This is a genomic window from Photorhabdus kleinii (assembly GCF_025384885.1).
GTDB lineage: Bacteria > Pseudomonadota > Gammaproteobacteria > Enterobacterales > Enterobacteriaceae > Photorhabdus > Photorhabdus kayaii.
In genome coordinates this window covers 31,078-56,535 of the sequence record NZ_JAJAFY010000016.1, presented here as the reverse complement: position 1 = coordinate 56,535, position 25,458 = coordinate 31,078, and the positions used below count along the sequence as shown (strand labels likewise).

23 protein-coding genes and 6 tRNA genes are annotated in these 25,458 nt (G+C 44.5%); 1 reads left to right on the top strand and 28 read right to left on the bottom strand.

Annotated features, from left to right (window positions below; translation table 11 throughout):
- Positions 1–101: 101 nt before the first annotated feature.
- From lipB to miaB, 21 genes are all read right to left on the bottom strand, one after another.
- Positions 102–743, bottom strand: a complete 642-nt coding sequence (gene lipB, locus LG003_RS10280; RefSeq protein WP_112878069.1) for a lipoyl(octanoyl) transferase LipB — start codon at positions 741–743, stop codon at positions 102–104.
- A gap of 131 nt (positions 744–874) precedes the next feature.
- Positions 875–1,138, bottom strand: coding sequence for a DUF493 family protein YbeD (gene ybeD, locus LG003_RS10275; protein ID WP_112878070.1), 264 nt, complete (start codon positions 1,136–1,138; stop codon positions 875–877).
- 157 nt (positions 1,139–1,295) lie between these two features.
- On the bottom strand, positions 1,296–2,507 hold the full coding sequence (dacA, locus tag LG003_RS10270; RefSeq protein ID WP_112878110.1) for a D-alanyl-D-alanine carboxypeptidase DacA: 1,212 nt from the start codon (positions 2,505–2,507) through the stop codon (positions 1,296–1,298).
- Positions 2,508–2,668: 161 nt separating this feature from the next.
- Positions 2,669–3,667 (bottom strand): endolytic peptidoglycan transglycosylase RlpA, encoded by a 999-nt coding sequence (gene rlpA, locus LG003_RS10265; protein ID WP_262980669.1) that lies wholly within the window; start codon positions 3,665–3,667, stop codon positions 2,669–2,671.
- Between the two features lie 13 nt (positions 3,668–3,680).
- On the bottom strand, positions 3,681–4,793 hold the full coding sequence (mrdB, locus tag LG003_RS10260) for a peptidoglycan glycosyltransferase MrdB (RefSeq protein WP_112878072.1): 1,113 nt from the start codon (positions 4,791–4,793) through the stop codon (positions 3,681–3,683).
- Between the two features lie 8 nt (positions 4,794–4,801).
- A complete protein-coding gene (gene mrdA, locus LG003_RS10255; protein ID WP_262980668.1) occupies positions 4,802–6,697 on the bottom strand; it encodes a peptidoglycan DD-transpeptidase MrdA in 1,896 nt (631 codons plus the stop codon).
- 40 nt (positions 6,698–6,737) lie between these two features.
- Positions 6,738–7,208: a 23S rRNA (pseudouridine(1915)-N(3))-methyltransferase RlmH gene (rlmH, locus tag LG003_RS10250; RefSeq protein ID WP_112878074.1), complete on the bottom strand. Its 471-nt coding sequence runs from the start codon at positions 7,206–7,208 to the stop codon at positions 6,738–6,740.
- 2 nt (positions 7,209–7,210) lie between these two features.
- Positions 7,211–7,537: a ribosome silencing factor gene (gene rsfS / locus LG003_RS10245; RefSeq protein ID WP_191214694.1), complete on the bottom strand. Its 327-nt coding sequence runs from the start codon at positions 7,535–7,537 to the stop codon at positions 7,211–7,213.
- Between the two features lie 98 nt (positions 7,538–7,635).
- Complete coding sequence (gene nadD / locus LG003_RS10240) at positions 7,636–8,313, bottom strand: nicotinate-nucleotide adenylyltransferase (protein ID WP_112878076.1); 678 nt, start codon at positions 8,311–8,313, stop codon at positions 7,636–7,638.
- The gene (holA, locus tag LG003_RS10235) at positions 8,297–9,337 is read right to left on the bottom strand and encodes a DNA polymerase III subunit delta (RefSeq protein ID WP_262980667.1); all 1,041 of its coding nucleotides are present in this window, start codon (positions 9,335–9,337) and stop codon (positions 8,297–8,299) included. The genes nadD and holA overlap by 17 nt, the downstream gene beginning before the upstream one ends.
- Positions 9,334–9,882 carry an LPS assembly lipoprotein LptE gene (lptE, locus tag LG003_RS10230; RefSeq protein ID WP_112878078.1) on the bottom strand — a complete coding sequence of 183 codons (549 nt, stop codon included), beginning with the start codon at positions 9,880–9,882 and terminating at the stop codon, positions 9,334–9,336. Before lptE ends, holA begins: the two co-directional genes overlap by 4 nt.
- A 13-nt stretch (positions 9,883–9,895) precedes the next feature.
- On the bottom strand, positions 9,896–12,478 hold the full coding sequence (gene leuS, locus LG003_RS10225) for a leucine--tRNA ligase (RefSeq protein ID WP_262980666.1): 2,583 nt from the start codon (positions 12,476–12,478) through the stop codon (positions 9,896–9,898).
- Between the two features lie 162 nt (positions 12,479–12,640).
- A complete protein-coding gene (locus LG003_RS10220) occupies positions 12,641–13,366 on the bottom strand; it encodes an amino acid ABC transporter ATP-binding protein (RefSeq protein WP_112878080.1) in 726 nt (241 codons plus the stop codon).
- Entirely contained in the window at positions 13,366–14,040 is a 675-nt protein-coding gene (gene gltK, locus LG003_RS10215) for a glutamate/aspartate ABC transporter permease GltK (protein WP_112878081.1), read from the bottom strand. The genes LG003_RS10220 and gltK overlap by 1 nt, the downstream gene beginning before the upstream one ends.
- Positions 14,041–14,781, bottom strand: coding sequence for an amino acid ABC transporter permease (locus LG003_RS10210; RefSeq protein ID WP_112878082.1), 741 nt, complete (start codon positions 14,779–14,781; stop codon positions 14,041–14,043).
- A gap of 131 nt (positions 14,782–14,912) precedes the next feature.
- Positions 14,913–15,806 (bottom strand): amino acid ABC transporter substrate-binding protein, encoded by an 894-nt coding sequence (locus LG003_RS10205; protein WP_112878083.1) that lies wholly within the window; start codon positions 15,804–15,806, stop codon positions 14,913–14,915.
- A 598-nt stretch (positions 15,807–16,404) separates the two neighbouring features.
- The gene (gene lnt, locus LG003_RS10200) at positions 16,405–17,934 is read right to left on the bottom strand and encodes an apolipoprotein N-acyltransferase (RefSeq protein ID WP_262980665.1); all 1,530 of its coding nucleotides are present in this window, start codon (positions 17,932–17,934) and stop codon (positions 16,405–16,407) included.
- Between the two features lie 7 nt (positions 17,935–17,941).
- Positions 17,942–18,823 carry a CNNM family magnesium/cobalt transport protein CorC gene (gene corC / locus LG003_RS10195; RefSeq protein ID WP_036776710.1) on the bottom strand — a complete coding sequence of 294 codons (882 nt, stop codon included), beginning with the start codon at positions 18,821–18,823 and terminating at the stop codon, positions 17,942–17,944.
- A gap of 72 nt (positions 18,824–18,895) precedes the next feature.
- Positions 18,896–19,363: an rRNA maturation RNase YbeY gene (ybeY, locus tag LG003_RS10190; protein ID WP_112878085.1), complete on the bottom strand. Its 468-nt coding sequence runs from the start codon at positions 19,361–19,363 to the stop codon at positions 18,896–18,898.
- Positions 19,360–20,337: a PhoH family protein gene (locus tag LG003_RS10185; RefSeq protein WP_192881024.1), complete on the bottom strand. Its 978-nt coding sequence runs from the start codon at positions 20,335–20,337 to the stop codon at positions 19,360–19,362. Before LG003_RS10185 ends, ybeY begins: the two co-directional genes overlap by 4 nt.
- Before the next feature lie 87 nt (positions 20,338–20,424).
- A complete protein-coding gene (gene miaB, locus LG003_RS10180) occupies positions 20,425–21,855 on the bottom strand; it encodes a tRNA (N6-isopentenyl adenosine(37)-C2)-methylthiotransferase MiaB (protein ID WP_262980679.1) in 1,431 nt (476 codons plus the stop codon).
- A gap of 198 nt (positions 21,856–22,053) precedes the next feature.
- Here miaB and ubiF point away from each other — a divergent pair, with 198 nt between their 5' ends.
- Positions 22,054–23,235, top strand: a complete 1,182-nt coding sequence (gene ubiF / locus LG003_RS10175; protein WP_262980678.1) for a 3-demethoxyubiquinol 3-hydroxylase — start codon at positions 22,054–22,056, stop codon at positions 23,233–23,235.
- Between the two features lie 228 nt (positions 23,236–23,463).
- Here the strand turns inward: ubiF and LG003_RS10170 are convergent.
- From LG003_RS10170 to nagC, 7 genes are all read right to left on the bottom strand, one after another.
- Positions 23,464–23,538: transfer RNA gene (locus LG003_RS10170), tRNA-Gln, on the bottom strand.
- A gap of 5 nt (positions 23,539–23,543) precedes the next feature.
- Positions 23,544–23,620, bottom strand: a tRNA-Met gene (locus tag LG003_RS10165).
- A gap of 53 nt (positions 23,621–23,673) precedes the next feature.
- Positions 23,674–23,748: transfer RNA gene (locus LG003_RS10160), tRNA-Gln, on the bottom strand.
- 52 nt (positions 23,749–23,800) lie between these two features.
- Positions 23,801–23,875 (bottom strand) — tRNA-Gln (locus tag LG003_RS10155).
- A 28-nt stretch (positions 23,876–23,903) separates the two neighbouring features.
- Positions 23,904–23,988: transfer RNA gene (locus tag LG003_RS10150), tRNA-Leu, on the bottom strand.
- Between the two features lie 5 nt (positions 23,989–23,993).
- Positions 23,994–24,070 (bottom strand) — tRNA-Met (locus tag LG003_RS10145).
- 151 nt (positions 24,071–24,221) lie between these two features.
- Positions 24,222–25,445, bottom strand: coding sequence for a DNA-binding transcriptional regulator NagC (gene nagC, locus LG003_RS10140; protein WP_262980664.1), 1,224 nt, complete (start codon positions 25,443–25,445; stop codon positions 24,222–24,224).
- Positions 25,446–25,458: the final 13 nt, after the last annotated feature.

Genomic DNA, 25,458 nt, shown 5'->3' with positions numbered 1-25,458 from the left:
GGTTCCAGTGTTAAATTCATCAGGTTGAGATTTATCATTCAGTCTACTGTATGATAAATAATTAAAAAATTTTTGAAAAATGTTAAAAAATTATAGCATCTTTAACTGTTCAGTTTAAATCCTAACTGCTGGCAAAATTTCTCTACTAAAACAGGTTGTACTTGTTCAACAGTAATTCCAGGAACTAAGTCACTGAGTTGAATCATTTTCATGCCGGCATAGCCACAAGGGTTAATACGCAGGAAGGGTTCTAAATCCATTGCGATATTGAGGGCTAGTCCGTGGAAAGAACAACCTTTACGTATCCGTAATCCAAGAGAGCAAATTTTTGCTTCATTGACGTAGACACCAGGGGCATCCGGGCGGGCATGGGCTTTCACACCAAAGTGAGCAAGGGTTTTAATGACAGTATCCTCTATCGCCGTAACCAGTTGCCGTACACCAATTTTGGCGCGTTTAATGTCAATCATGACATACATAACCTGCTGACCAGGGCCATGATAGGTGACTTGTCCACCACGATCGGATTGAATAACCGGAATATCACCGAGGGACAGCAAATGCTCAGCTTTACCTGCTTGTCCTTGAGTAAAGACTTTTGGATGCTGTACCAGCCAGATTTCATCAGGTGTATTAGTATCTCGCTGCTCAGTAAACAAGTGCATTGCATCAGAAATCGGCTCGTAGGGTTGTATTCCTAATTGACGTAAGAAAATCGTTTTATGTTGCAATTGAAACTTCATTTGATAGCTATAAGATTTGGTCAGTATAACCCTCAGAAGAGCTTCTCACCAGTTTAGTGCGCCTGAAACTGTAGTATTCCTGATAGATAAAGAATCCCCTGTGAAATTATAGGGGATTTCTCTAGTGTGTATTACAATACTACCCGTACCAATTCAAGGTTACCTAATTCTTCATACAGCGTTTCTACTTGTTCAATATGAGTCGCATTGATAGTAATGGACACTGAGTGGTAGTTACCTTTGCTGCTTGGCTTCACTTGTGGAGAGTAATCGCCCGGCGCATGACGTTGAACCACTTCAACGACCTGATTGACTAGCTCAGACTCCGCCAAGCCCATCACTTTGTAAGTGAATGAACAAGGGAACTCAAGCAGTTCATTTAATTTCGTTTTCATGGGCGCTCCTGTTTTGCTTTCCGCGATACGCACGGTCAGTTTCTTCTGTAAAATTTGATACTTTCCTCCGCTTTAAAACGCGGAGATGCTTATTGCGATTGGGCGGTAGTCCGATTCGCTTTGATGGACTCTGTTTATCGCTTAATTATCTCAAGAATTAGCCAAACCAATGATGAAATAGTAGCTTGATGTAATCGATAAAGCGGCCGAAGATGCTGCCTTCTTTTACTTCATTCATGACGACTAAAGGCTGCTGTTCAATAGTTTTGCCATCAAGTTGAAAGTTGATAGTACCTACGACTTGATTTTTCGCCAGTGGTGCATGTAATTCACTATTATTCATGACATAGCTGGCTTTCAGATCTTTCAGACGACCACGGGGAATAGTCAGATAAACATCTTTATCAACACCTAATTGAACCCTATCGTTATCTCCAAACCAGACTGGTTCAGAGGCGAATTCTTTGCTTGCTTTCAGAGGAGCAACAGTTTCAAAGAAACGGAAACCCCAGGTCAGCAGTTTCTTACTTTCTGTTTCACGGCCTTTATAAGTGTGGCCTCCTAATACCGCAGAAATCAGGCGCATATCGCCTTCCGTTGCAGAAGCGACTAGGTTATAGCCCGCTGCGCTAGTGTGACCGGTTTTAATACCATCGACATTCAGGCTCTTATCCCACAATAAGCCATTACGGTTTGTCTGGCGGATATTGTTGTAGGTAAACTCTTTCTCTTTATAGATGGTGTATTCTTCAGGAACATCACGGATCAGCGCTTGACCAATCAATGCCATATCACGGGCAGAGCTGTATTGACCTTCTGCATCCAGGCCATGAGCGGTTTTGAAATTCGTATTCTTTAATCCAAGCGATTTCACATAACCATTCATTAAATTAACGAAAGATTCTTGGCTACCGGCAACATAATCTGCCATTGCAACACAGGCATCGTTACCGGATTGCAAGTTTATACCGCGGGATAACATAGAAACCGAGACCTGATCGCCTGGCTTGAGGAACATCAGGGAAGAGCCTTTAAATACCGGATTACCGGTTGCCCATGCGTCAGTACCAACAGTGACCATATCATTTGGGTGGATTTTGCCTGATTTGATTGCTTGACCAATAACATAGCTGGTCATCATTTTTGTCAGACTGGCAGGATCACGGCGTGCATCTGCATTCATCTCAGCCAGCACTTTGCCTGAGTTATAGTCGATAAGGATATAAGCTTCCGCATCAATCTGAGGCACTCCTGGGATCATCGTTTTCAGGTTGACATCATTCCCATTGGCAAAGGCAGAAGCACTTATTGCCAGCGCAATACCCAAGGTGGTGCTTTTTATAAAACGAGAAGTGGTTGTATATTTCATGGTTAGTTTGACAACATCCGTGAGAAAAGATTGATATCGAGCCACATCATAGCAAATGAAAAAAATACTGACATTGCCAAATTTTGACAAGACTCAGGTTTACATTTTTTTACTCCTCTTACTGATATCTGAATCAAAGTGAGATATCAGTAAGAGAACGATTAAGGACTGACGATAAAAGAAGATTGCTGTATTTGGTCAGCCAGTTTTTGTTGTAAATCGGCAGCTTGCTGGCGATTGTTGAATGGCCCTAACTGTACACGATAAACGTTATTATATTGAGTTACGCGGCCTTGAACATTAAAGCGTTGCGCCAGTGTTTGTTGCCACTTTTTTGCTCGTTGCTCACTGCTAACAGCACCAACTTGAACTATAAAACCATTTGCTGAGGCGGCTGTTGGCGTTGTGACTATTGAAGTACTGTTTGTAACAGGCTTAGGTGGTTGCAGCTTCATTGTGGGGAGTTGTTCAGTCGCTTCCGGTTGTATCGTCAGTTTCATCGGCTGATTTGTTAAGGGCTGGCTGCTAGTCTGATCAGGGATATTCTCCATTGTTGGTGTTCCTAATGGACTGGTTGTCAGCGTTGGTCTATCCGGTAGAGCATAACTCTGTTTAACTATCTGGCTGCCAATGGTACCGGGACCGGATACAGAACCGTCCTGGGCAACCTCAATAAAATCAACCTTAACTTTGGTACTTTGAGTTAGGTTTAACCGTTCAGCGGAAGCCTTCGATAGATCGATAATTCGCCCTGGTTTATAAGGACCACGGTCATTGACTCTAACAATCATCATGCGGCCATTGCTCAAATTGGTCACACGGACATAACTTGGAATTGGCAGGGTAGGATGGGCGGCTGTCAGAGCATAAGGATTAAAACGTTCACCAATTGCGGTCATTTTGCCGCTAGATTCTTCACCGTACCAACTAGCATAACCTGTCTCACTAAACTGAGAGGGGGCTTGCACAATGTGATAAGTATGTCCGTTCATCTGATAATCATCATTGGCGCTAGGATGATAAGGTTCATAACGAGGTTCTGCACCCAGAACATCCTGCGTTGGTACTACGGGTAACGGGGCAGGTTTTTGTTTGTCAGGAGTAGTACAGCCAGATAGCAGGGCTGCAATCATGCCGAATATAAGCCAGTGTTGACGCATTGAAACCTCTTCTCTATAAACTTTTGGACAACAATTTTCTGTGTGTGTGAATCGACATGATAATGCCGAAACCCGCCATTAAGACGATTAACGCAGAGCCGCCATAACTGACAAATGGCAAAGGAACGCCCACTACAGGCAGGACACCACTCACCATGCCGATATTGACGAAGATATAAACAAATAGAATTAACATTAGGCCGCCAACCATAACCCGGCCAAAAGTGTTCTGTGCTCTGGTTGCGATAACCAGCCCACGAGTAATTAATAACATATATAATGTTAATAACAGTAGTACGCCAATCAAACCAAGTTCTTCTGACAGTACGGCAAATATGAAATCTGTATGACGTTCTGGCAGAAATTCCAATTGAGATTGTGTTCCTAATAGCCAGCCTTTACCTGATAAACCACCGGAGCCAATCGCGATTTTTGATTGAATAATATGGTAACCCTTACCTAGTGGATCGCTTTCTGGATCAAGTAGCATCATGACGCGATCGCGCTGATAGCCATGCATCAGGAAGAACCACAAGATGGGGATAAAGCTGGTTAACAGTAGAGCTGCGATACCGATCAACCGCCAACTCATGCCCGAAAGGAACAAGACAAACAGGCCAGAAGCCGCGATCAGAATTGAAGTCCCCAAGTCTGGCTGAGCGGCAACCAGTAAAGTAGGCAGAAAAATAAGCATCAGAGCGATAGTCGTATTTTTCAGTGATGGGGGACATAAATCGCGGTTCATAAAGCGTGCGATCATCAGTGGTACGGCTATTTTGGCAATTTCAGAAGGTTGGAAGCGGATGATTCCTAAATCCAGCCAGCGTTGGGCACCTTTACTTATTTGCCCGAAAGCATCGACAAAAATCAGTAAAATGACACAAACAATATAGAGATGGGGCGCCCAGCTTTCATAAACTCTTGGTGGAATTTGCGCCATGATGAGCATGACAACCAGCCCAGCACCAATTTGGCTAATTTTGCGCTCCATCATACCCATATCTTGACCACTGGCACTCCACATAACAAAAGCGCTGTATATCAGCAATGCCAAAATGCACAGGAGTAATGGTAGGTCGATATGTAATCTGGTCCAGAGAGGAACCCTTTTTTGGTTTTCTGTCATGGTGTTAATCAGTCACTTTCTGTTCCGGGAGGTGTAGGGACAGCATTCGGCAATGTTGTGTTGTTATCCCCTAATAGTACATGGTCGAGGATTTGGCGAACAAGAGTTCCCACTGCTGGGCCTGCACCACCATTCTCTAAAATAATGGAAAGGGCTACTGTCGGATTTTCATAAGGAGCGAAAGCGATCATCAGCTTATGATCCCGTAAATGCTCAGCAATTTTACTGGCATTGTAGGTTTCATAACTGTAGACCTGTGCTGTTCCCGATTTGATCGCTGCTTTATAAGGCGTACCGATAAAACTTTTGTGGCCGGTACCGTTTGGCAGGTTAGCAACACCGTACATGCCGCTTTTTGCCAATTCCCAATATCCTGAATGGATATCACCGATCTGAATATTTTCTATTTGTTGATAAGGGATCATCTCACCTTTCAGCTTCTTGCTTAGCAGAAGATGTGGTGTTTTTACATTACCGTCGTTAATTAAGGTTATCAGCGCTTTTACCATTTGAATGGGGGTTGCTGTCCAATATCCCTGGCCGATACCCACAGGAATGGTATCTCCTTGATACCAAGGTTTTTTATATTTTCTTTGTTTCCATTCGCGGGTAGGCATGATACCGGTGCGTTCTTCGGCTAGGTCGATTCCAGTATATTCGCCATAGCCAAACTTGGTCATCCATTCAGATAGATGATCAATTCCCATATCATAGGCAACTTGATAGAAGAAAGTATCCGCCGATTCTACAATGGCTCTATGTGCATTGAGACTACCGTGTCCCCAACGTTTCCAGTCACGGTAGCGTTTTTCTGAACCCGGTAATTGCCACCAACCCGGATCAAAAATGGTGGTATTTTTATTGATAACGCCTGTACTTAGTGCTGCAACGGTAATAAAAGGTTTCACTGTCGAAGCTGGAGGATAGATTCCTTGAGTAGCACGATTAATAAGCGGCCTATCAGGATTGTTTAATAGCTCCTGGTAGTTCTTATTGGAGATACCGTTTACGAATAGGTTTGGATCATAGCTTGGGTTAGATACCAGTGCCAGGATTTCCCCATTACGTGGATCACTGACAACGACCGCAGCACGGCTGGTTGTGAGGAGTTTCTCAATGTAAATCTGCAATTCGAGATCGATAGTGAGGTAAATATCTTGTCCGGCCTGTGGTGGTTGTTCATGTAATTGGCGTATCACCCGGCCTCGGTTATTCACTTCGACTTCTTCATAACCCGTTTTGCCGTGTAAAACAGTTTCATAATAGCGTTCAATACCCAGTTTGCCGATATCATGGGTAGCGGCGTAATTAGGTAAAATACCTTCTTTATCCAATCGTTCTACATCTTTATCATTAATTTTAGCAACATAGCCGATGATATGTGTCAGTGCTGAACCATAAGGATAGAAGCGGCGTTGGTAGCCTTTTATTTCAAAACCAGGGAAACGATATTGGTTAACGGCAAAGCGTGCTACTTGAATATGATCAAGTGAAGTTTTCAATGGAATAGAGGTAAAGCGGCGCGAGCGTTTACGCTCTTTTTCAAAGTTGGCAATATCTTCGTCAGTCAGATCGATAACATTACGTAAATCATTCAGCGTTTGCTCAAGGTGTTCTACCTTTTCAGGTATGATTTCTAACTGATAGATAGTTCGATTAAGTGCCAATGGCGTACCGTTGCGGTCATAAATGATCCCGCGGCTTGGCGCAATTGGAACCAGTTTAATACGGTTTTCGTTTGAACGGGTTTGATAGTCTTCGTGGCGGGTGATTTGTAAATGGTAAAGATTGGCAATCAGGATACCAGTCAGTACCAGGATGATAATAAATGCCACTAATGCGCGGCGAGCAAATAGGGCTGATTCAGCCGTATAATCACGAAAAGGGGTACGTTTATTCTTCATCCCATTGCCAGAAATTCGCTTTTATCCGTTGATAACCAAATTATTCCCGATGATAGGGATGATTGGTCGTAATACTCCATGCCCGGTACAGGCTTTCCGCAACCAAAACTCGGACCAGAGGATGGGGTAAGGTTAGCGGTGACAGTGACCAGCTTTGTTCTGCGGCAGCTTTACATGCCGGAGCGAGACCTTCTGGCCCACCTATCAACAAACTGACATCTCTACCATCCCGTTTCCAATGTTCAAGCTGTTGCGCCAATTGAGGCGTTTCCCAGCGGGAACCCGGAATGTCCAGGGTGACAATACGGCTGCCTTTGCTGACAGTGGCTAGCATTTGTTCGCCTTCTTTTTCCAGAATGCGTTTAATATCCGCATTTTTCCCCCGTTTGCCAGCCGGGATTTCTATCAGATCAAATGGCATGTCTTTGGGAAAACGACGCAAATAATCTGTAAAGCCGGCCTGTATCCAGTCCGGCATTTTTGTACCTACAGCAATTAATTGCAGCTTCAAACTCAGCTCCAAAGCTTTTCGAGTTCGTACATGCGGCGGCTCTCTTCTTGCATGACATGTACGATAACTTCACCGAGGTCTACGACAATCCAGTCAGATACGCCTTGTCCTTCAACGCCAAGTGGGATCAGGCCGCTTGCGCGACAGTCATCAACCAGATTATCTGCGACAGACATCAGATGGCGGTTGGAAGTTCCGGTGCAGACAATCATGCAATCGGTAATACTTGATTTCCCTTGGACATCAAGGGAAACAATATCCTGTGCTTTGGAGTTTTCAAGCTTATCAATAACAAACTGTTGGAGTTCTTTACCTTGCAAAAGGCTCATCCTTATTTTTTATCACAATTGATTAAATAGTGCGGAATAATAGCATGTCAGGTCACTTAAGGGTAAGTCAACTAAGCGACTAATCGAGGCAGATTCCGCTATTGGCGATATAACCCCTGTGAATCTATATACTTTTGTACTGAAAGGGGGAGTAAATCGTCACAACTTAACCCTTGCTGGTGGCGTTGACGGATGTCTGTTGCTGAGATCGGCAGCAGAGGTGTATCTGCCAGATAGATATAACCGTTAGGTTTACTGCCAAGCTGGTTTGGATCGCAGATTTGATGTTCTGTAAGCCAGTGTTGCATTTCGGTTGTAGAAAACTGGGTTTGATAACCGGGGCGAGCACAAACCAGCAGATGGCAGAAACTCAATAATTCTTGCCAACGATGCCAAGTGTGCAGTGATAACAAAGCATCTTGGCCGATTATAAATGCTAGTGGTTGTTTGTTACCAAGTTCCTGACGGAATGACTCTAGCGTATCAATTGTGTAAGAGGGGATAGTGCGCTCCAGTTCACGCTTATCGACGGTAAACAGTGGGCTATCCTGTACTGCCAGTTGTACCATTTCAAGCCGCTGTTGTGCAGTGGCTTCCGGTTGTGGGCGGTGTGGGGGAACGTGATTTGGTAGTAAAATCACTTGATTCAGGCCAGTTTGATATGCCAGGGTTTCAACTGGTTGTAAGTGCCCGTAATGGATGGGATCGAATGTTCCACCAAATAATGCTTTAATAACGGGTTGTTTCGGGCAAGTAGAATCAATGGCATGAGGCATTAAAAAAGCTCTCAGGTAAGGTTTTTCCACATAACAGCATAGAAAGCGTTTCTAAATCTGACCAAATAGACTGGCCGTAATCCTGTTTGATCTGGCGTTCCATCTGTACAAGTAAATGAATTGCTTGCTGCAAATCATGTTGAGTGAGACGTTGCAGTGCGCTTGTCAGTAATGGACGGCGGTTTTGCCATACCCGATGCTGATCTAACAGTGTTTTCATCGGGGTTGTGGTACTTTGACGTTTCAGCGTGAGTAGCAACAGTAATTCACGCTGTACGGTACGTAATAGAATAACAGCTTCGTAATCTTCCTGTTTTAACTGTTTCAGAATATGCCAGGCTCGTTTTGCTTTACCTGATAATAGCGAGTCTACCCAGTGATAAGGTGTAAAGTGAGCCGCGTCATTCACCGCATTTTCGACACGATGTAAGGTCAGTTTACCGTCTGGGTATAGCAGGGAAAGTCGCTCAAGTGCCTGAGCTAACGCCAGTAAATTTCCTTCATAACAATAACACAGTAGTTGATTGGCTTGTTCTTCCAGTGCCAATTTCATGGCTTTGGCCCGGTGTGCAACCCATTGCGGCAGACGGTTCTGTTCGGGGGACTGACAACTGACATAAACACCGTTTTTTCCTAGTATTTTGAACCAGTTACTGTTCTCCTGAGCCTTGGTCAATTTCAAACCACGTAGTATTAGCAGTATATCTGGATGAAGTAGTCCAGCCAGTTTCACCAGTTGTTCGGTTATGGTTGCATTGGGGCCATTTTCCGGCAGTAGTAAAGTGAGTGTTTGACGGCTAGCAAACAGACTTAATGACTGACAAATATTGAATATCTCATCCCACTCGGTGTGATTATCCAGTGTATAGGTGAAGTGTTCAGTGAAAGCGTGTTTTTCAGCAGCCTTGCGAATATGATCCTGGCTTTCCTGTAATAGTAGGGGTTCATTACCCCATATTAGATAACAGTTTCGCAGCCCCTCATTGAGCTGCGAAATCAATTGTTCGGGATAGAGTTTGATCATTGTGCTTGCGCAGCTTGCTGTCCCACCTGTTTTTCTCTGGCTTTCTGCTTTTCTGCGTTGTGAACGGTCAATAACTGGCGAACTAACCGGCGAGCAGCTTGTTCACGCATTTCCTGATTGATTATCTCGTTTTCAGCATCTTTCGCCAGGGCCTCTAATGGGTTGTCGAAAAAAGAGCGGTCAACCCTGGATCGCAGCGGGTATACGCTACCGTCTGGCATAATAACCTGAGCATCGACATTCAGTGTCAATTGGCGTTCAGCCGCCTTACCATCTTGGAAAATAGAGACAGTATCTTTATTTTCAGAAGAGTTAATTAACTTCAAAACAGGAACATCAGCGCTACCATCCTCAAGGATAGTGACATTATTCAGACGAAGCTGTTGGCGAACGGAACGGGCCAGTGGCCCGTATGGGTCACCGCTTGTTAATTGCAGCTTTTTGAGTTCCGGTGGCACCTGAGTGGTGCCGCGCAGATGAAAACCGCAGCCAGCGGTGACCAGCACCGCCAACCCCAGCAACAACGTTAAAATACGATGTCGCACATTGCCTCCTTTATTAGCCGACGACCAGATTCAGTAGTTTGCCTGGTACATAAATGACTTTGCGAATAGTGACGTCTTCAAGGTATTTCGTCACACCGTACTCTTTTGCTGCCATATCATGAACATATTCTTTAGCTGCATCGGCTGGCACAGTAACACGACCACGCACTTTACCGTTAACTTGAATGACGACTAACTTGGTATCGTCAACCATTGCTTGTTCATCAGCTTGTGGCCAATCAGCCGTATCAATATCACCTTCACCACCCAGAGCTTGCCACATAATAAAGCAAGCATGAGGAGTTATTGGTGACAACATACGGACAACCGCCAACAGAGCCTCCTGCATCAGAGCGCGATCCTGCTCAGTTTCCTGTGGTGCGCGGGCCAGTTTATTCATCAATTCCATTACGGCAGCGATAGCAGTATTGAATGCCTGGCGGCGACCGACATCATCTGTGACTTTAGCAATGGTTTTGTGCAGATCTCGGAATAGATCTTTTTGTTCCATTGTCAGGTTTGTGATGTTTAGCGGTTGCGTTGCCCCTTTGCTGCTATGTTCATAAACTAGGCGCCATACACGTTTCAGGAAGCGATTTGCCCCTTCAACACTGGATTCTTGCCATTCTAGCGTCAGCTCTGGTGGAGCCGCGAACATCATAAATAGGCGAACGGTATCAGCACCATATTTTTCTACCATCAATTGTGGGTCAATACCGTTGTTTTTGGATTTAGACATTTTGCTCATGCCGGTATAAACCAGTTCATGGCCTTCTTTATCCATCGCTTTAATGATACGGCTTTTATCATCACGCTCAACAATAGTATCAGCTGGGGAAACCCAGATTTTTTCACCATCTTTGCCGAGGTAATAAAAAGCATCGGCCAGAACCATGCCTTGGCATAACAGGCGCTTAGCGGGTTCATTGGAATTGACCAGGCCAGCATCACGCATCAGTTTATGGAAGAAGCGGAAATACATCAGATGCATGATAGCATGTTCGATACCACCGATGTATTGGTCAACTGGCAGCCAATAGTTAGCTGCTGCTGGATTGAGCAGGCCCTTGTCATAATCTGGACAGGTGTAGCGAGAGTAGTACCAAGAAGACTCCATAAAAGTATCGAAGGTATCTGTTTCACGTAGTGCTGGTTGGCCGTTGATAGTGGTTTTCGCCCACTCAGGATCAGCTTTAATTGGGCTGGTGATGCCGTCCATTTTGACATCTTCTGGCAGAATAACTGGCAGTTGAGCTGCTGGAACCGGAACAACTGTGCCATCTTCCAGCGTTGCCATTGGAATAGGAGCGCCCCAATAACGTTGACGAGAAACTCCCCAGTCACGCAGACGATAGTTGACTTTACGTTTACCTACGCCCATTTCCACCAGTTTATCAGCAATAGCATTGAAACCATCTTCGTGATTCAGGCCGCTAAATTCACCGGAATTAAACAGGATATTCTTATCTGTTACAGGCGCTTCATGGACGTTTGGTTCATTGCCTTCGCTATCCAGAATAACGGCTTTTATTGGCAGGTTATATTTTGTCGCAAATTCCCAGTCGCGTTGATCGTGACCAGGCACTGCCATGACAGCACCGGTGCCGTATTCCATCAGGACGAAGTTTGCAACCCAGATTGCCACTTTTTCTTTGGTCAATGGATGAATAGCAAACATACCGGTTGCTATGCCTTTCTTCTCCATTGTTGCCATATCTGCTTCTGCAACTTTGGTATTACGGCACTCATCAATGAAAGTAACCAGTTCAGGGTTATTTTCTGCTGCTTGTTTTGCCAGAGGATGACCTGCGGCAACCGCAACATAAGTGGCACCCAGGAACGTATCAGGACGAGTGGTATAAACGGTCAGCTTCTCCTGACTATCAGCCACATCAAAAGTGATTTCTACCCCTTCAGAACGACCAATCCAGTTGCGTTGCATGGTTTTGACTTGTTCAGGCCACTCTTCCAGCGTATCCAGATCATTTAACAACTCTTCGGCATAATCAGTGATCTTGATAAACCATTGCGGAATTTTTTTACGTTCAACTTTGCTATCACAACGCCAGCAACAGCCATCGACCACTTGTTCATTAGCCAGAACAGTCAGATCGTGGGGACACCAGTTAACTGCGGAGGTTTTTTTATAAACCAAGCCCTTTTCATACAATTTGGTGAAGAACCACTGTTCCCAACGGTAATATTCCGGGGTACAGGTTGTGACTTCACGATCCCAGTCGTAACCGAAGCCCAGTGTTTTCAATTGACCTTTCATATATTCGATGTTGGCATAGGTCCACGGAGCAGGTGCGGTATTGTTTTTGACCGCGGCACCTTCCGCAGGCAGGCCAAACGCGTCCCAACCGATAGGTTGCAGAACGTTTTTGCCAAGCATACGCTGATAGCGGGAGATAACATCGCCAATAGTGTAGTTACGTACATGGCCCATGTGTAGTCGACCAGAAGGGTAAGGTAGCATGGACAGGCAGTAATATTTCTCTTTGCTGTTGTCTTCTGTCACTTTGAAAGTTTGCTTCTCTTGCCAGTGAAGCTGAACTTGCGGCTCTATATCTTCTGGACGGTATTGTTCTCGCATGGCACCGATGATCCTATGGTGAGTAAAAAGCTACGTTTGTAGCAATCATTTAGTTGGTAAAATATGAGGTCGGCATAGCATATCTGATTTGATATATAAGAAACAGAGGTTCTGAGGGAAAATCCGATGGCGACGGGAGCCACCACCGGGGATGAAATGAGGTTAGTGAAGAATTTTAGCGAGAAATTCTTTGGCGCGATCTGATTTTGGATTCGCAAAGAAATCTTCTTTTTTGCTATCTTCAACAATTCTGCCTTCATCCATAAAGATAACTCGGTTGGCTACTTTACGAGCGAAACCCATTTCGTGAGTAACAACCATCATGGTCATCCCTTCATCTGCCAGTTTAACCATGACATCGAGCACTTCATTGATCATTTCAGGGTCGAGTGCGGAAGTAGGTTCGTCAAATAGCATGGCAATCGGGTCCATACAAAGGGCTCGGGCGATTGCTACACGTTGCTGTTGACCACCGGAAAGTTGAGACGGGAATTTATTCGCTTGACTGGCAAGTCCAACGCGTTCAAGTAATTTCAACCCCTTTTCTTCCGCCGCTTTTTTATTGCGATTAAGCACTTTAATCTGCGCTAGAGTTAAATTCTCAATGATGGAGAGATGGGGGAACAGCTCAAAATGTTGGAACACCATGCCGACTTTAGAGCGTAGTTGTGCCAGATGGGTGTTTTTATCATTAACTTTAATGTCATTAACCAGAATTTCACCCTGTTGGATGGATTCCAGGCCATTGACCGTTTTTATCAGGGTGGATTTGCCTGAGCCAGATGGGCCACAGACCACAACGACTTCACCTTTTTTAACTTCAGTTGAGCAGTCGGAGAGAACCTGAAATTGGCCATACCACTTGGATACATTTTTCAGGGAGATCATCAAACAGTCCTTTTCTTCAAATAGTTAACCAGCATAGATGCGGCAATACTAATAATAAAATAAACCAAACCAGCAAATAGGATCATTTCGACCTGAGTGCCATCACGCTCACCGATATTTGCCGCAGTACGGAAAAAGTCCGCTAGACTGAGCACATACACCAATGAGGTGTCTTGAAACAGTACGATACCCTGAGTCAGTAACAGCGGGGTCATCGCACGGAATGCTTGAGGCAGGATAACCAGTCTCATACTTTGCATTGGTGTCATACCCAATGCCAGTGCTGCCGAAGATTGCCCGCGGGAGATACTCTGAATTCCCGCCCGTATAATTTCTGAATAGTAAGCCGCTTCGAAAAAGGCGAATGCAACCATAGCTGAAATTAAACGAATATCTGTTTTCGGAGAAATCCCCAGAACATTTTGCACTAGACTAGGCACAATCAGGTAGAACCATAACAGTACCATAACTAGTGGTACAGAACGGAACAGATTGACATATAAAGTGGCAAACCAGCTCAGTATTTTTACCGAAGAGAGCCGCATAACGGCTAGCACGGTTCCCCAGAGAATACCGACAACAACAGCAATAATCGTGATTTTTGCGGTAATGACTAAGCCTTGTAGCAGAAATGGGATACTGGGGATAATCGAACTCCAGTCAAACTCGTACATTTATTGACCTCCAATATTACCCGGTAAACGCACTTTTTTCTCAAGCAAGTGCATGGCAAGCATAATCACCAGATTGATTCCGATATAAGCTAATGTAATCGCCGTAAATGTTTCATAAGCATGTGCTGAGTAATCAAGTAACTTACCTGCTTGTGCTGCCATATCTACCAGACCAATAGTGGAGGCAATAGCGGAGTTTTTCACCAGATTCATTATTTCTGATGTCATGGGTGGAATAATCACTCGATAGGCATTGGGTAATAGGACATAGCGATAGGTTTGTGGCAGAGTTAGCCCCATTGCCAGCCCTGCCGCTTTTTGACCGCGTGGTAGTGATTGTATGGCGGCACGAACCTGCTCACATATCCGAGCAGCAGTGAAAAGACCTAAACAGACAGTGGATGAGAGAAAAAATTGGATATTAGGGTCCAGTTCAGTTTTAAACCACAGACCGATTTTTTCTGGTAGTAGTTCAGGTACAACCAGATACCAGATAAAAAATTGAACTATCAGTGGTACGTTACGAAAGAGCTCAACATAACAGGTACCTATCCCAGATAATATTTTATTGGGAACAGTGCGTAAGATGCCGAACAGTGAGCCGACAATGAAAGCGATAATCCAGGCGCAGATAGACAAGGCAATCGTCACCTGAAATCCAGCTATCAACCAGCCTAGATAAGTCGTATTGCCGAAAGGGGCAGCTTGCAAAAAGATGCCCCAATTCCAATCGATTGACATAATAATACTCCCTGTTAGGGTGTAGCTTGATCCCCTGAAAACGATTGATTGGCTGAGAAAAAAGCGAGGTAGGGAACGACCACCTCGCACCCTGTGACGCCAATCAAATAGTCATTTTTTTAATTATATTTCTAGTCAAGTGCCTTATCATTTGGCGATTTAAATAGTGCTTTCATTTCATCAGATAAAGAGAAATTCAAATTCAAGTTCTTGGGTGGAATGGGGTGTTTGAACCAGCGCTCAAATGATTTCTCTGCCTCTCCGGAGGTTTGCGCTTGAACAATGGTCTCATCGATCAGCTTCTTGAATTGAAGATCGTCTTTGCGTGATATACAACCATAGGCTTCTCTAGACTGAGGTGTACCAACAATTTCCCACTGATCAGGTTTTTTCGCTTTGGCGCGTTCACCTGCTAGTAGTGCATCATCCACCATAAAGGCGATTGCACGGCCAGATTCCAAAGTACGGAATGAGTCACCATGATCTTTTGCACTGATGATGCGCATTTTCATGTTTTTCTCATCGTTCAGTTTATTCAGCAATATTTCAGAAGTCGTACCTGCTGAGACAACGACATTTTTACCTGCCAAATCTGGGAAATCTTTTATACCGGAACCTTTTTTAGTCAGCAAACGCGTCGTAATAATAAAGATGCTGTTAGAGAAAGTGACTTGTTTCTGACGTTCAAGGTTATTGGAAGTGGAACCGCATTCGAAATCATAAGTTCCATTTTGTAGCAATGGGATGCGATTTTGCGAAGTCACGGGTATCAATTTTACTTGCAGATTTGGCATGTCCAGTTTCTTCTTCACTGCTTCAACAATCAGATTAGAATAATCCTGAGAGTAGCCGACGACTTTTTGATGGTTATCGTAGTAAGCAAAAGGTACGGAGGATTCACGATGTCCCACAATGATCACTCCATCATCTTTAACCTTTTTCAGTGTTCCCGTTAATTCTTCGGCCTGAACAGCCCCCGCCATGCCAAGTAACATCATGGTTAATACTAGGTTACGCATACGCATATACAACTCCTTTAATGTGGTTATCGTTGCGATGTTGTGTTTGCAAAAGTCTCTCTGTGATTTGTTTTTAATCGAGGATCATTTGCTGTTATATGTATATATAGTGTTAAAAAATAGTACAAAAGGGTTAGGAAATGAAAATGAATTGTTTCTATTTCGGGAGCTGTCTCGCACTATAAATGAACAATGTTGTTTATCTTGCACAATAAAGGTGAGTGATTATCATTTTTTTAGTGCGTTTTCCCATTTTTGGTTAGTGAAACAGCTATTTTCCTTTTCATTCATAGAGATAACAGCAATTAGCATGCCAAAATAATAAAGAAGGGTAAAATTGATACCAGTAAGTTGTTTAAGTAGGTTATTTGTATAACATAGAGTGATATCAGTTATTGAGGGTTAGCATGGGTCAATGGCAGAATTGGGCAAGGTATATTTCATTCCCATTGCCAGACGATTCCATAGGTTGATAGGGCCGATTAATAATGTTAAATCGACAATCTCAAGGGAGCAGTTTTGCTCCCTTTTGGCTATATAGATATTCGAATCAAGATGGATATTCGAATCAAGATGGATATTCGAATCAAGATGGATATTCGAATTAAGATTTACGGCGGTTATACGTTAAGGCAAACAGGGCGAACAATACGGTAATTATCCATACCGGCCAGTTACCCCAGCGAGCATAGGGTGTTATCCCGGTTGCTGGTGTCACTTTAGCTGCCAAAACATTACGGGTAAATTGTGGGAGTGCTGCTTGCACGTCTCCGTCTGGGCTGATAACGGCTGTAATACCGTTATTGGTACTCCGTAGTAATGGGCGTCCTAACTCGAGGGAACGCATGCGTGCCATTTGGAAATGTTGCCAGGGGCCAATTGAACCACCAAACCAAGCATCATTGGAAATAGTGAGTAAGAATTCAGTATCCGGTTTGAAATTCGCACGAACCAGCTCACCCAGTATAATTTCATAACAAATAGCGGTGGTCAGGTTATATCCTGCAACAGAAAGCTGTGGTTGAATGTAGTTGCCACGGCTGAATGAAGACATAGGTAAGTTGAAGAATGGCGCCAGAGGGCGGAGTAGCGATTCCAGTGGAACAAATTCACCAAATGGTACCAGATGATATTTATCGTAGCGAATAGCAGCCGGATATTGATAAGGCTTTTTATCGCCGAGGACAATCACGCTGTTATAGATCTTATCACTGTTGCCAACGGCTCTTTCATCGACAATACCGGTAATAAGGCTGGTGTGTTGATTGCGTAACAGCTCATCCAATTTTGTTAGAAAGTGGCGTTGATAACTTTCCAATGAAGGAATAGCAGATTCCGGCCAGATGATTATCGGTGTTTTGCCAATGTATGGCAGGCTGTTGCTCATGTAGATGTCCATCGTTTCGCTGAGCATTTTGGGGTCCCATTTCAGGGACTGTGGAATATTTCCCTGAACCAGCGCGACATCAACAGTTTTTTCAGGTAGTAGGCTGTACCACTGATAATGGCGTATTGACCACGGTAATAGCAGAATGGCGGCAGCGATAATACCAGCGGCTATTTTCCGATGTATGACGGCCAGAACGAATAACCCGCTGACAGCCATTAACAGGAAAGTGATGGCCTCAACACCCAAAATTGGTGCAATGGCTTTCATTGGACCATCTAATTGGCTATAGCCGAATTGTAGCCAGGGGAAACCGGTTAGAATCCAGCCTCGCAGGAATTCGGTGAGTTGCCATAATGCAGGTGCTGCTACAGCCAGCCTTACCCCGTTTGTTTTTGCGAAGAGACGATTGAGTAAGCCAGCGAATAAAGCAGGATAGAGCGAGAGATAGGCGGCAAGTAATATGACCAGCAGAATATTGACCGCGGTTGGCATGCCACCGAAATTAGCAATACTGACATACACCCAGTTGGTACCACTGCCGAATAGACCAAATCCCCAACAAAAAGCAATAAATGCCGCTTGTCGGGGTGTTCTGTTCAAAGTCAGAAGTTGTAGTCCAAACAGGGAAATAATAGCGGCAGGCCAGAAGTCAAAAGGCGAAAAAGCCAGTGTTCCACTGGCTCCAAAAAACAGTGCCAGTAAGGCGCGCAGCCGCTGGCAATTTAATAATGAAGCTTTGTTCATTCAGATTTTATTCTTCTTCGAGGTTAGGTATTGGCGCATCGTCCGGTATCGTAACATAAACCTGAATAATCCTTCGGCTATCGGCCATAGCAACTTTAAAGAGATAACCGTTGATATCGACGGACTCTCCTCTGGCGGGTAAATGACCGAATGCCTGCATCACCAGACCGCCAATAGTATCCACTTCTTCGTCACTGAATTGGGTGCTAAAGGCTTCATTAAAGTCTTCAATCTGAGTTAGCGCTCGTACCGTATAGGTATGACGGCTCAAGGCACGAATATCGACATCTTCTTCTTCATCGTATTCGTCTTCAATTTCACCGACGATCAGTTCGAGAATATCTTCGATAGTGACCAAGCCCGAAACACCACCAAACTCATCAATGACAATTGCCATATGATAACGTTGAGAACGGAACTCTTTCAGCATGCGGTCAACCCGTTTACTTTCAGGTACAACGACAGCCTGACGCAGAACCTTATCTATGCTGAATGGTGGGGCATCGGTGCGCATAAATGGCAATAAGTCTTTTGCCATTAAAATCCCTTCAATATGATCTTTGTCTTCACTGATCACAGGGAAACGAGAGTGAGCCGAATCAATAATCACATCCAGACATTCGTCCAGGGTTTGATTACGTTTTAAGGTAACGATTTGAGAACGGGGGATCATGATATCCCGGACACGCTGATCGGAAATATCCATTACCCCTTCGAGCATATCACGGGTATCAGGATCAATCAGATCGTTTTGTTCAGAGTCACGGATCAATTCCACCAGTTCATCACGGCTTTTTGGCTCACCGTGAAAAAGCTGGTTAAGAAGAAGAGTGAAAAACCCTTTCTTAGGGCCAGGGTTATCGTTACTTGAAGGATGGTCGTCGCTCATGGCGTTTTAATGAAAATTTCCCATTAAATAAGTTATTGTTGGTATTTTTTAGCATAAAAATGGTACGAATGGTTACTCTTTTTCTGCAAGATAGGGGTCAACATAACCTAACTTTTGCATAATTTCTGTTTCCAAAGATTCCATTTCTTCAGCTTCATCATCTTCGATATGGTCATAGCCCAGCAAATGTAGGCAGCCGTGGACAACCATATGTGCCCAATGTTCCTCTATTGTTTTTTGTTGCTCCTCCGCTTCTTTTTCAACGACCTGACGACAAATAATTAAATCGCCAAGCAAGGGTAAATCAACCTCTGGCGGTGCTTCAAATGGGAAAGATAACACATTTGTTGGATTATCTTTACCACGGTAGGTCAGATTTAAATCGTGGCTTTCTGCCTTATCAACAATGCGGATAGTGACTTCGCTTTCAGATTGAAATTGAGGTAAAACCCCGTCCAGCCAGTGCTGGAACAGGGTTTCTTCAGGAAGACCTTGTGAATGTTCACAGGCAATTTGTAAATCAAGTATTACTGAACTCATTGTGCTTCCTGCTTGCGTTGTTCACTGAGTGCCTGTTTGCGTTTTTGCTCGGTTGCTTCCCACTCTTCATAGGCAATGACAACTTTGGCAACCACCGGATGGCGGACAACATCATCACTGTGGAAAAAGTTGAAACTCAGCTCGCCGACGCCTGATAGAACTTCAATGGCATGGCGTAGACCGGATTTCTGCCCACGAGGCAGGTCAATCTGCGTAACGTCACCGGTAACAACCGCTTTGGAGTTGAAGCCGATACGAGTCAGGAACATCTTCATCTGTTCGATGGTTGTATTCTGGCTCTCATCCAGAATAATAAAAGCGTCGTTCAGGGTTCGTCCTCGCATATAAGCTAATGGAGCAACTTCAATAACGTTACGTTCGATCAGCTTCTCAACTTTTTCAAAACCGAGCATTTCAAACAAAGCGTCGTAGAGTGGGCGCAAGTACGGATCCACTTTTTGGCTCAGGTCACCCGGTAGGAAACCCAATTTTTCGCCTGCTTCGACGGCCGGACGGGTTAGCAGGATACGGCGAATCTCTTGTCGTTCCAGTGCATCAACCGCAGCAGCAACGGCCAGGTAAGTTTTTCCTGTGCCAGCAGGACCAATCCCGAACGTAATATCGTGGCTAAGAATATTGGCAATATACTGCGCCTGATTGGGCGTGCGTGGTTTCACCATGCCGCGTTTGGTGCGAATATTAACGGATTTACCGTATTCGGGTATGCTCTCGGCAGTTTGCTCCAGAACCCGGCTCTCGGTAATTGCCAGATGAATCTGTTCTGGCTTGATATCAGGGATCACACCACGGACAGGGGAAGTTTCCGTATATAAATGCCGTAGGATATTGGTAGCTGTGCTAACGTACAACGGTTTGCCCATCAGTTTAAAACGGTTATCACGACGGTTAATTTCAATACCTAGCCGACGTTCAAGCTGCTTCAAATTGTCGTCAAACGGACCACATAGGCTCATTAGGCGCTGATTGTCGGCGGGTTCGAGGAAAATTTCCTGAGTTGCTATTTGTGAATGAATTTGTTGAATCACTGATTATCTCTATATTTATGGCTGATAAGTGCCGACCCCGATTTCATCTTCTTTACGGGTACGGGCTATAACGGACTCAGGTGATTCGTGTGTACGAAGATCCATTTGATCTTCGGTACGGATAACTTTACCGCGTAGTGAGTTGGCGTAGACATCAACAATTTCAACATCAACGAATTTGCCAATCATATCAGGCTGGCCTTCAAAGTTGACAACCCGATTGTTTTCGGTACGGCCAGAAAGTTCCATCACATTCTTACGGGAAGTTCCTTCAACCAGAATACGTTGTACACTGCTCAACATAGCACGGCTGTAGCTCATGGCTTGTTGGTTGATACGTTGTTGTAACAGGTAAAGGCGCTGTTTTTTCTCTTCTTCGCTAACGTCATCAGGCAGATCGGCTGCCGGCGTTCCCGGACGAGCAGAATAGATGAAGCTGTAGCTCATGTCGAAATTGACATCAGCGATCAGTTTCATGGTTTTCTCGAAGTCATCTTGGGTTTCACCTGGGAATCCGATAATGAAGTCAGAGCTTATCAAGATATCAGAACGTGCTTTACGCAGTTTGCGGATAATGCTTTTATACTCAAGGGCTGTGTGGGCACGTTTCATCAACGTTAGAATACGGTCCGAGCCACTTTGCACCGGTAGATGTAGGAAGCTAACCAATTCCGGTGTATCTTCGTAAACAGCGATAATATCGTCTGTAAACTCAATTGGGTGGCTAGTCGTAAAGCGAATACGGTCAATACCATCTATAGCCGCGACCAAACGAATTAACTCGGCGAAAGAGCAGATATCACCATCATAAGTGGCGCCACGATAAGCGTTCACGTTCTGACCGAGAAGGTTGACTTCACGTACGCCCTGAGCGGCAAGTTGAGCGATTTCAAACAGAACATCATCGCATGGGCGGCTAACTTCTTCTCCGCGGGTATAAGGTACGACACAGAAAGTACAGTATTTGTTGCAACCTTCCATAATAGAAACGAAGGCAGATGGGCCTTCAGCACGTGGTTCAGGAAGGCGGTCGAATTTCTCGATTTCCGGGAAGCTGATATCAACAACCGGGCTGCGAGTGCCTTTCACTTGGTTGATCATTTCAGGTAAACGGTGCAATGTTTGCGGCCCGAAAATAATATCTACACATTGAGCGCGCTGACGGATGAAATCCCCTTCCTGAGAGGCTACACAGCCACCGACTCCAATGATGATATCGGGATTAGTATCTTTTAGGTTTTTCCAGCGGCCTAATTGATGGAAAACCTTTTCCTGTGCTTTTTCGCGGATTGAACAGGTATTCAATAGCAAAATGTCTGCTTCTTCGGCGACATCGGTTAACTGATAACCGTGAGTACTTTCCAGCAGGTCGGCCATTTTAGATGAATCATATTCATTCATCTGACAGCCCCAAGTTTTAATATACAGTTTTTTTATCGTCGACATTTTCTTGTGCATCCGAGCTTTCTACCGCGCTGAAAAGTGTTATTACACGGCAAAAGCAATTGTGTATTAGGCATAAAGTTGTCGGATATTGTAGTCATTTGCAGGAGCAGTGACCAGACTGTTAAACAGGATATTCTCTACCGGAGAATTAAAAATTCGGTACACTGTACTAATCAATGGGTTAATAGCATGGCTGATATGAATAATTCACAACAGATTTTTGATGTAGTGGTGGTCGGTGCTGGCATGATCGGTGCTGCAACAGCATTGGGGTTGGCACAGGAAGGTTGGAAAGTCGCTTTATTAGATCATCAACCACCACAATCTTATGATACACAGAGTCAGCCTGATGTACGCGTATCAGCAATTAGTTGTGCTTCTGTAGATTTGTTCAAACAACTCGGCGCATGGGATGCGGTATTACAGATGCGCAGTGCGCCGTATCGTACATTAGAGACTTGGGAACAGAATGATTCTAATTTGGTGTTTGATGCACAAAGTTTAGGGCTGCCTGAGTTGGGCTATATGGTTGAAAACCGTATCTTGCAACTGGCTCTGTGGCAGCAGTTTGAAAAATATCCCAATCTGATTTTGCTATGCCCGGCAGTATTGCAATCAATGCAGTGGCAGAAAATGGGATGGTTGGTGACTCTGGCTGACGGAACAGAAATGACAGCTCGCTTGATTGTTGGGGCTGATGGTGCTCGTTCTCAGGTTCGGCAAATGGCAGGAATTGGCAGTCGTGGCTGGCAGTACAGACAGTCTTGTATGTTGATCACGGTAAAAACAGAACAGCCACAGCAGGATATTACCTGGCAGCAGTTTTTTCCTTCTGGCCCGAGAGCGCTTCTTCCACTGTTTGATCAATGGGCTTCGCTGGTGTGGTACGACAAACCGGCACGCATACGACAATTACAGGCAATGTCAATGGCTCAACTTGAACAGGAGATTTTCCAGGCATTTCCTGTACGGTTAGGTAAAGTGACTCCCGTTGCCGCCGGTTCATTTCCTTTGATTCGTCATCATGCTAACAGTTATGTGCGTGAAGGATTAGTATTGTTGGGTGATGCAGCTCACACCATTAATCCACTGGCTGGGCAAGGAGTAAATCTTGGTTATCGGGATGTGAATACTCTGCTTGATGTTTTGGTGAAGGCGAGAGAATTAACAGAGCAGTGGGATTCATTGGAAGTATTGATGCGTTATCAGCGCCGCAGAATGCCGGATAACCTAATGATGCAAGCTGGAATGGATCTATTTTACACCGTGTTCAGTAATGAATTACCAGGGCTGAAAGTTGCTCGTAATCTGGCGCTGATGGCAGCTCAACGGGCTAGCGTAATGAAAAAAGCGGTGCTTAAGTATGCGTTGGGATTGTAGCGTATAGACTGGTAGTGAAGATTACAAGCACGTCGTAAATTATTTATGGCGTGGGCAGTTTTTTTTCTTTAATAGGCAGCAATTGGCAAACCAGAAGGAAAAGATAGGGTGGGCTGGAAAGTAAAAAATCACGCTTGTACATCAAAAGATATTCTACCTGTATATTCTTTTTCTATTCTTTCTGTATATTTTTTCAACACGTCATTTCACGTAACATATTGATAAATATGGCTGGGGTACCAGGATTCGAACCTGGGAATGCCGGAATCAGAATCCGGTGCCTTACCGCTTGGCGATACCCCAATAAATGGTGGCTACGACGGGAATCGAACCTGTGACCCCAGCATTATGAGTGCTGTGCTCTAACCAGCTGAGCTACGTAGCCTTTTTTGATGTGAGAAAATTTATTAAAAATACCAGTGAACGACATCCAGTCAATGGCTGGGGTACCAGGATTCGAACCTGGGTATGCCAGGATCAAAACCTGGTGCCTTACCGCTTGGCGATACCCCAACTGAAAGTGGTCACTGTACAACATGTTGTCAGAATTGTGTTATCAGAACTATGGCTGGGGTACCAGGATTCGAACCTGGGTATGCCAGGATCAAAACCTGGTGCCTTACCGCTTGGCGATACCCCATCTGAGTAACGACAACTCGATGAATGAATGGTGCGGGAGGCGAGACTTGAACTCGCACACCTTGCGGCGCCAGAACCTAAATCTGGTGCGTCTACCAATTTCGCCACTCCCGCAAAGATGGTGGCTACGACGGGAATCGAACCTGTGACCCCAGCATTATGAGTGCTGTGCTCTAACCAGCTGAGCTACGTAGCCATCTTTTTTGCATTACCTTCATCGGCGTTGCGGGGCGCATTATGCGTATATCAGCTAAATGCGTCAACTGCTTTTTTCTCGAAATCTGTTTAAAGTCGCTTGTTTGTTTGGCATATAAGCATTTTGATGACAAAATCAACAAAAAATAACATTACCCTTCGAGTAAGTGTTGTAACAGAACGCCATTAAGCATAGCACGTTTAGTCAGAGCGAAGGCGCCAATAGCAGAGCAGTGGACTAATTCAGAAATAACGATCGGCAGATCTTGACGAAATTCTTTCAGGACCTGAGAGTTGATACAACTTTGAATAGCGGGTAAGAGTACTTTCTGAGCTTCAGTAATTTCTCCCGCCAGAACAACTTTCTGTGGATTAAATAAATTAATCGCGATAGAGATAGTTTTGCCGAGGTAATGGCCGACACTTTTTATTACCTCAGATGCTAATGGATCATTTTGATTAGCGGCTTGGCAGATAGCTCTGATATTGCAGTTATTTAATGTTAGCTGGCTTGGAAAACCTTGCTTTAATTGATGCTGAACTCGTGCTTCTATCGCTGAGTTAGCGGCGATAGTTTCCAGGCAGCCAAAATTGCCACAGTGACAACGTTCACCGAGTGGATCAATTTGAATATGACCAATTTCACCTAAGTTTCCTCTATTATTGAGCAGTATCTGGCTATTGATAATCACCCCGGCACCGGTACCCCGATGGATACGTACCAGTATCGAGTCTTCACAATCACGGGTGGCGCCGAAATAGTGTTCAGCCAATGCCAAGCTGCGGATATCATGACCAACAAAACAGCTAATGTTGAAATGTTTTTTCAGGTTATCGACCAGAGTCCAGTTGGTTACTTTGATATGAGGCATATAACGGATGATGCCGGTATCTGGGTCAACTAATCCGGGCAGGATAACTGAAATGGCGATCAGTTCACAGATTCTGTGTTGATTTTGCAGGATAAAATTTTCTATTGCGTTGATAAGCTGGTTTTCAATTTTTTGCTGAGTCGCTTCAGGCAGTGGATAATGTTCTTCAACCAATGCCTTGCCACTCATATCATAAAGAGCAAGAGTAGCATCATGGCGGCCAAGGCGGACACCAACAGTATGGAAGTGACGATTTTCTGTAACGATGGAAATGGCGCGGCGGCCTCCGGTAGAGGCTTGTTGATCGACTTCTTTAATCAAGCCGCGTTCAAGTAACTGGCGAGTAATTTTAGTCACACTAGCTGGCGCAAGTTGACTTTGTTCAGCAATTTGAATGCGAGAGATTGGTCCTTGTTGATCAATCAGCCGATATACCACGGCTCCGTTAAGTTGCTTTACAAGGTCAATATTACCAATTTGTTTTTGTGTGTTGTTATAACTCATCAGCTATTTAGTC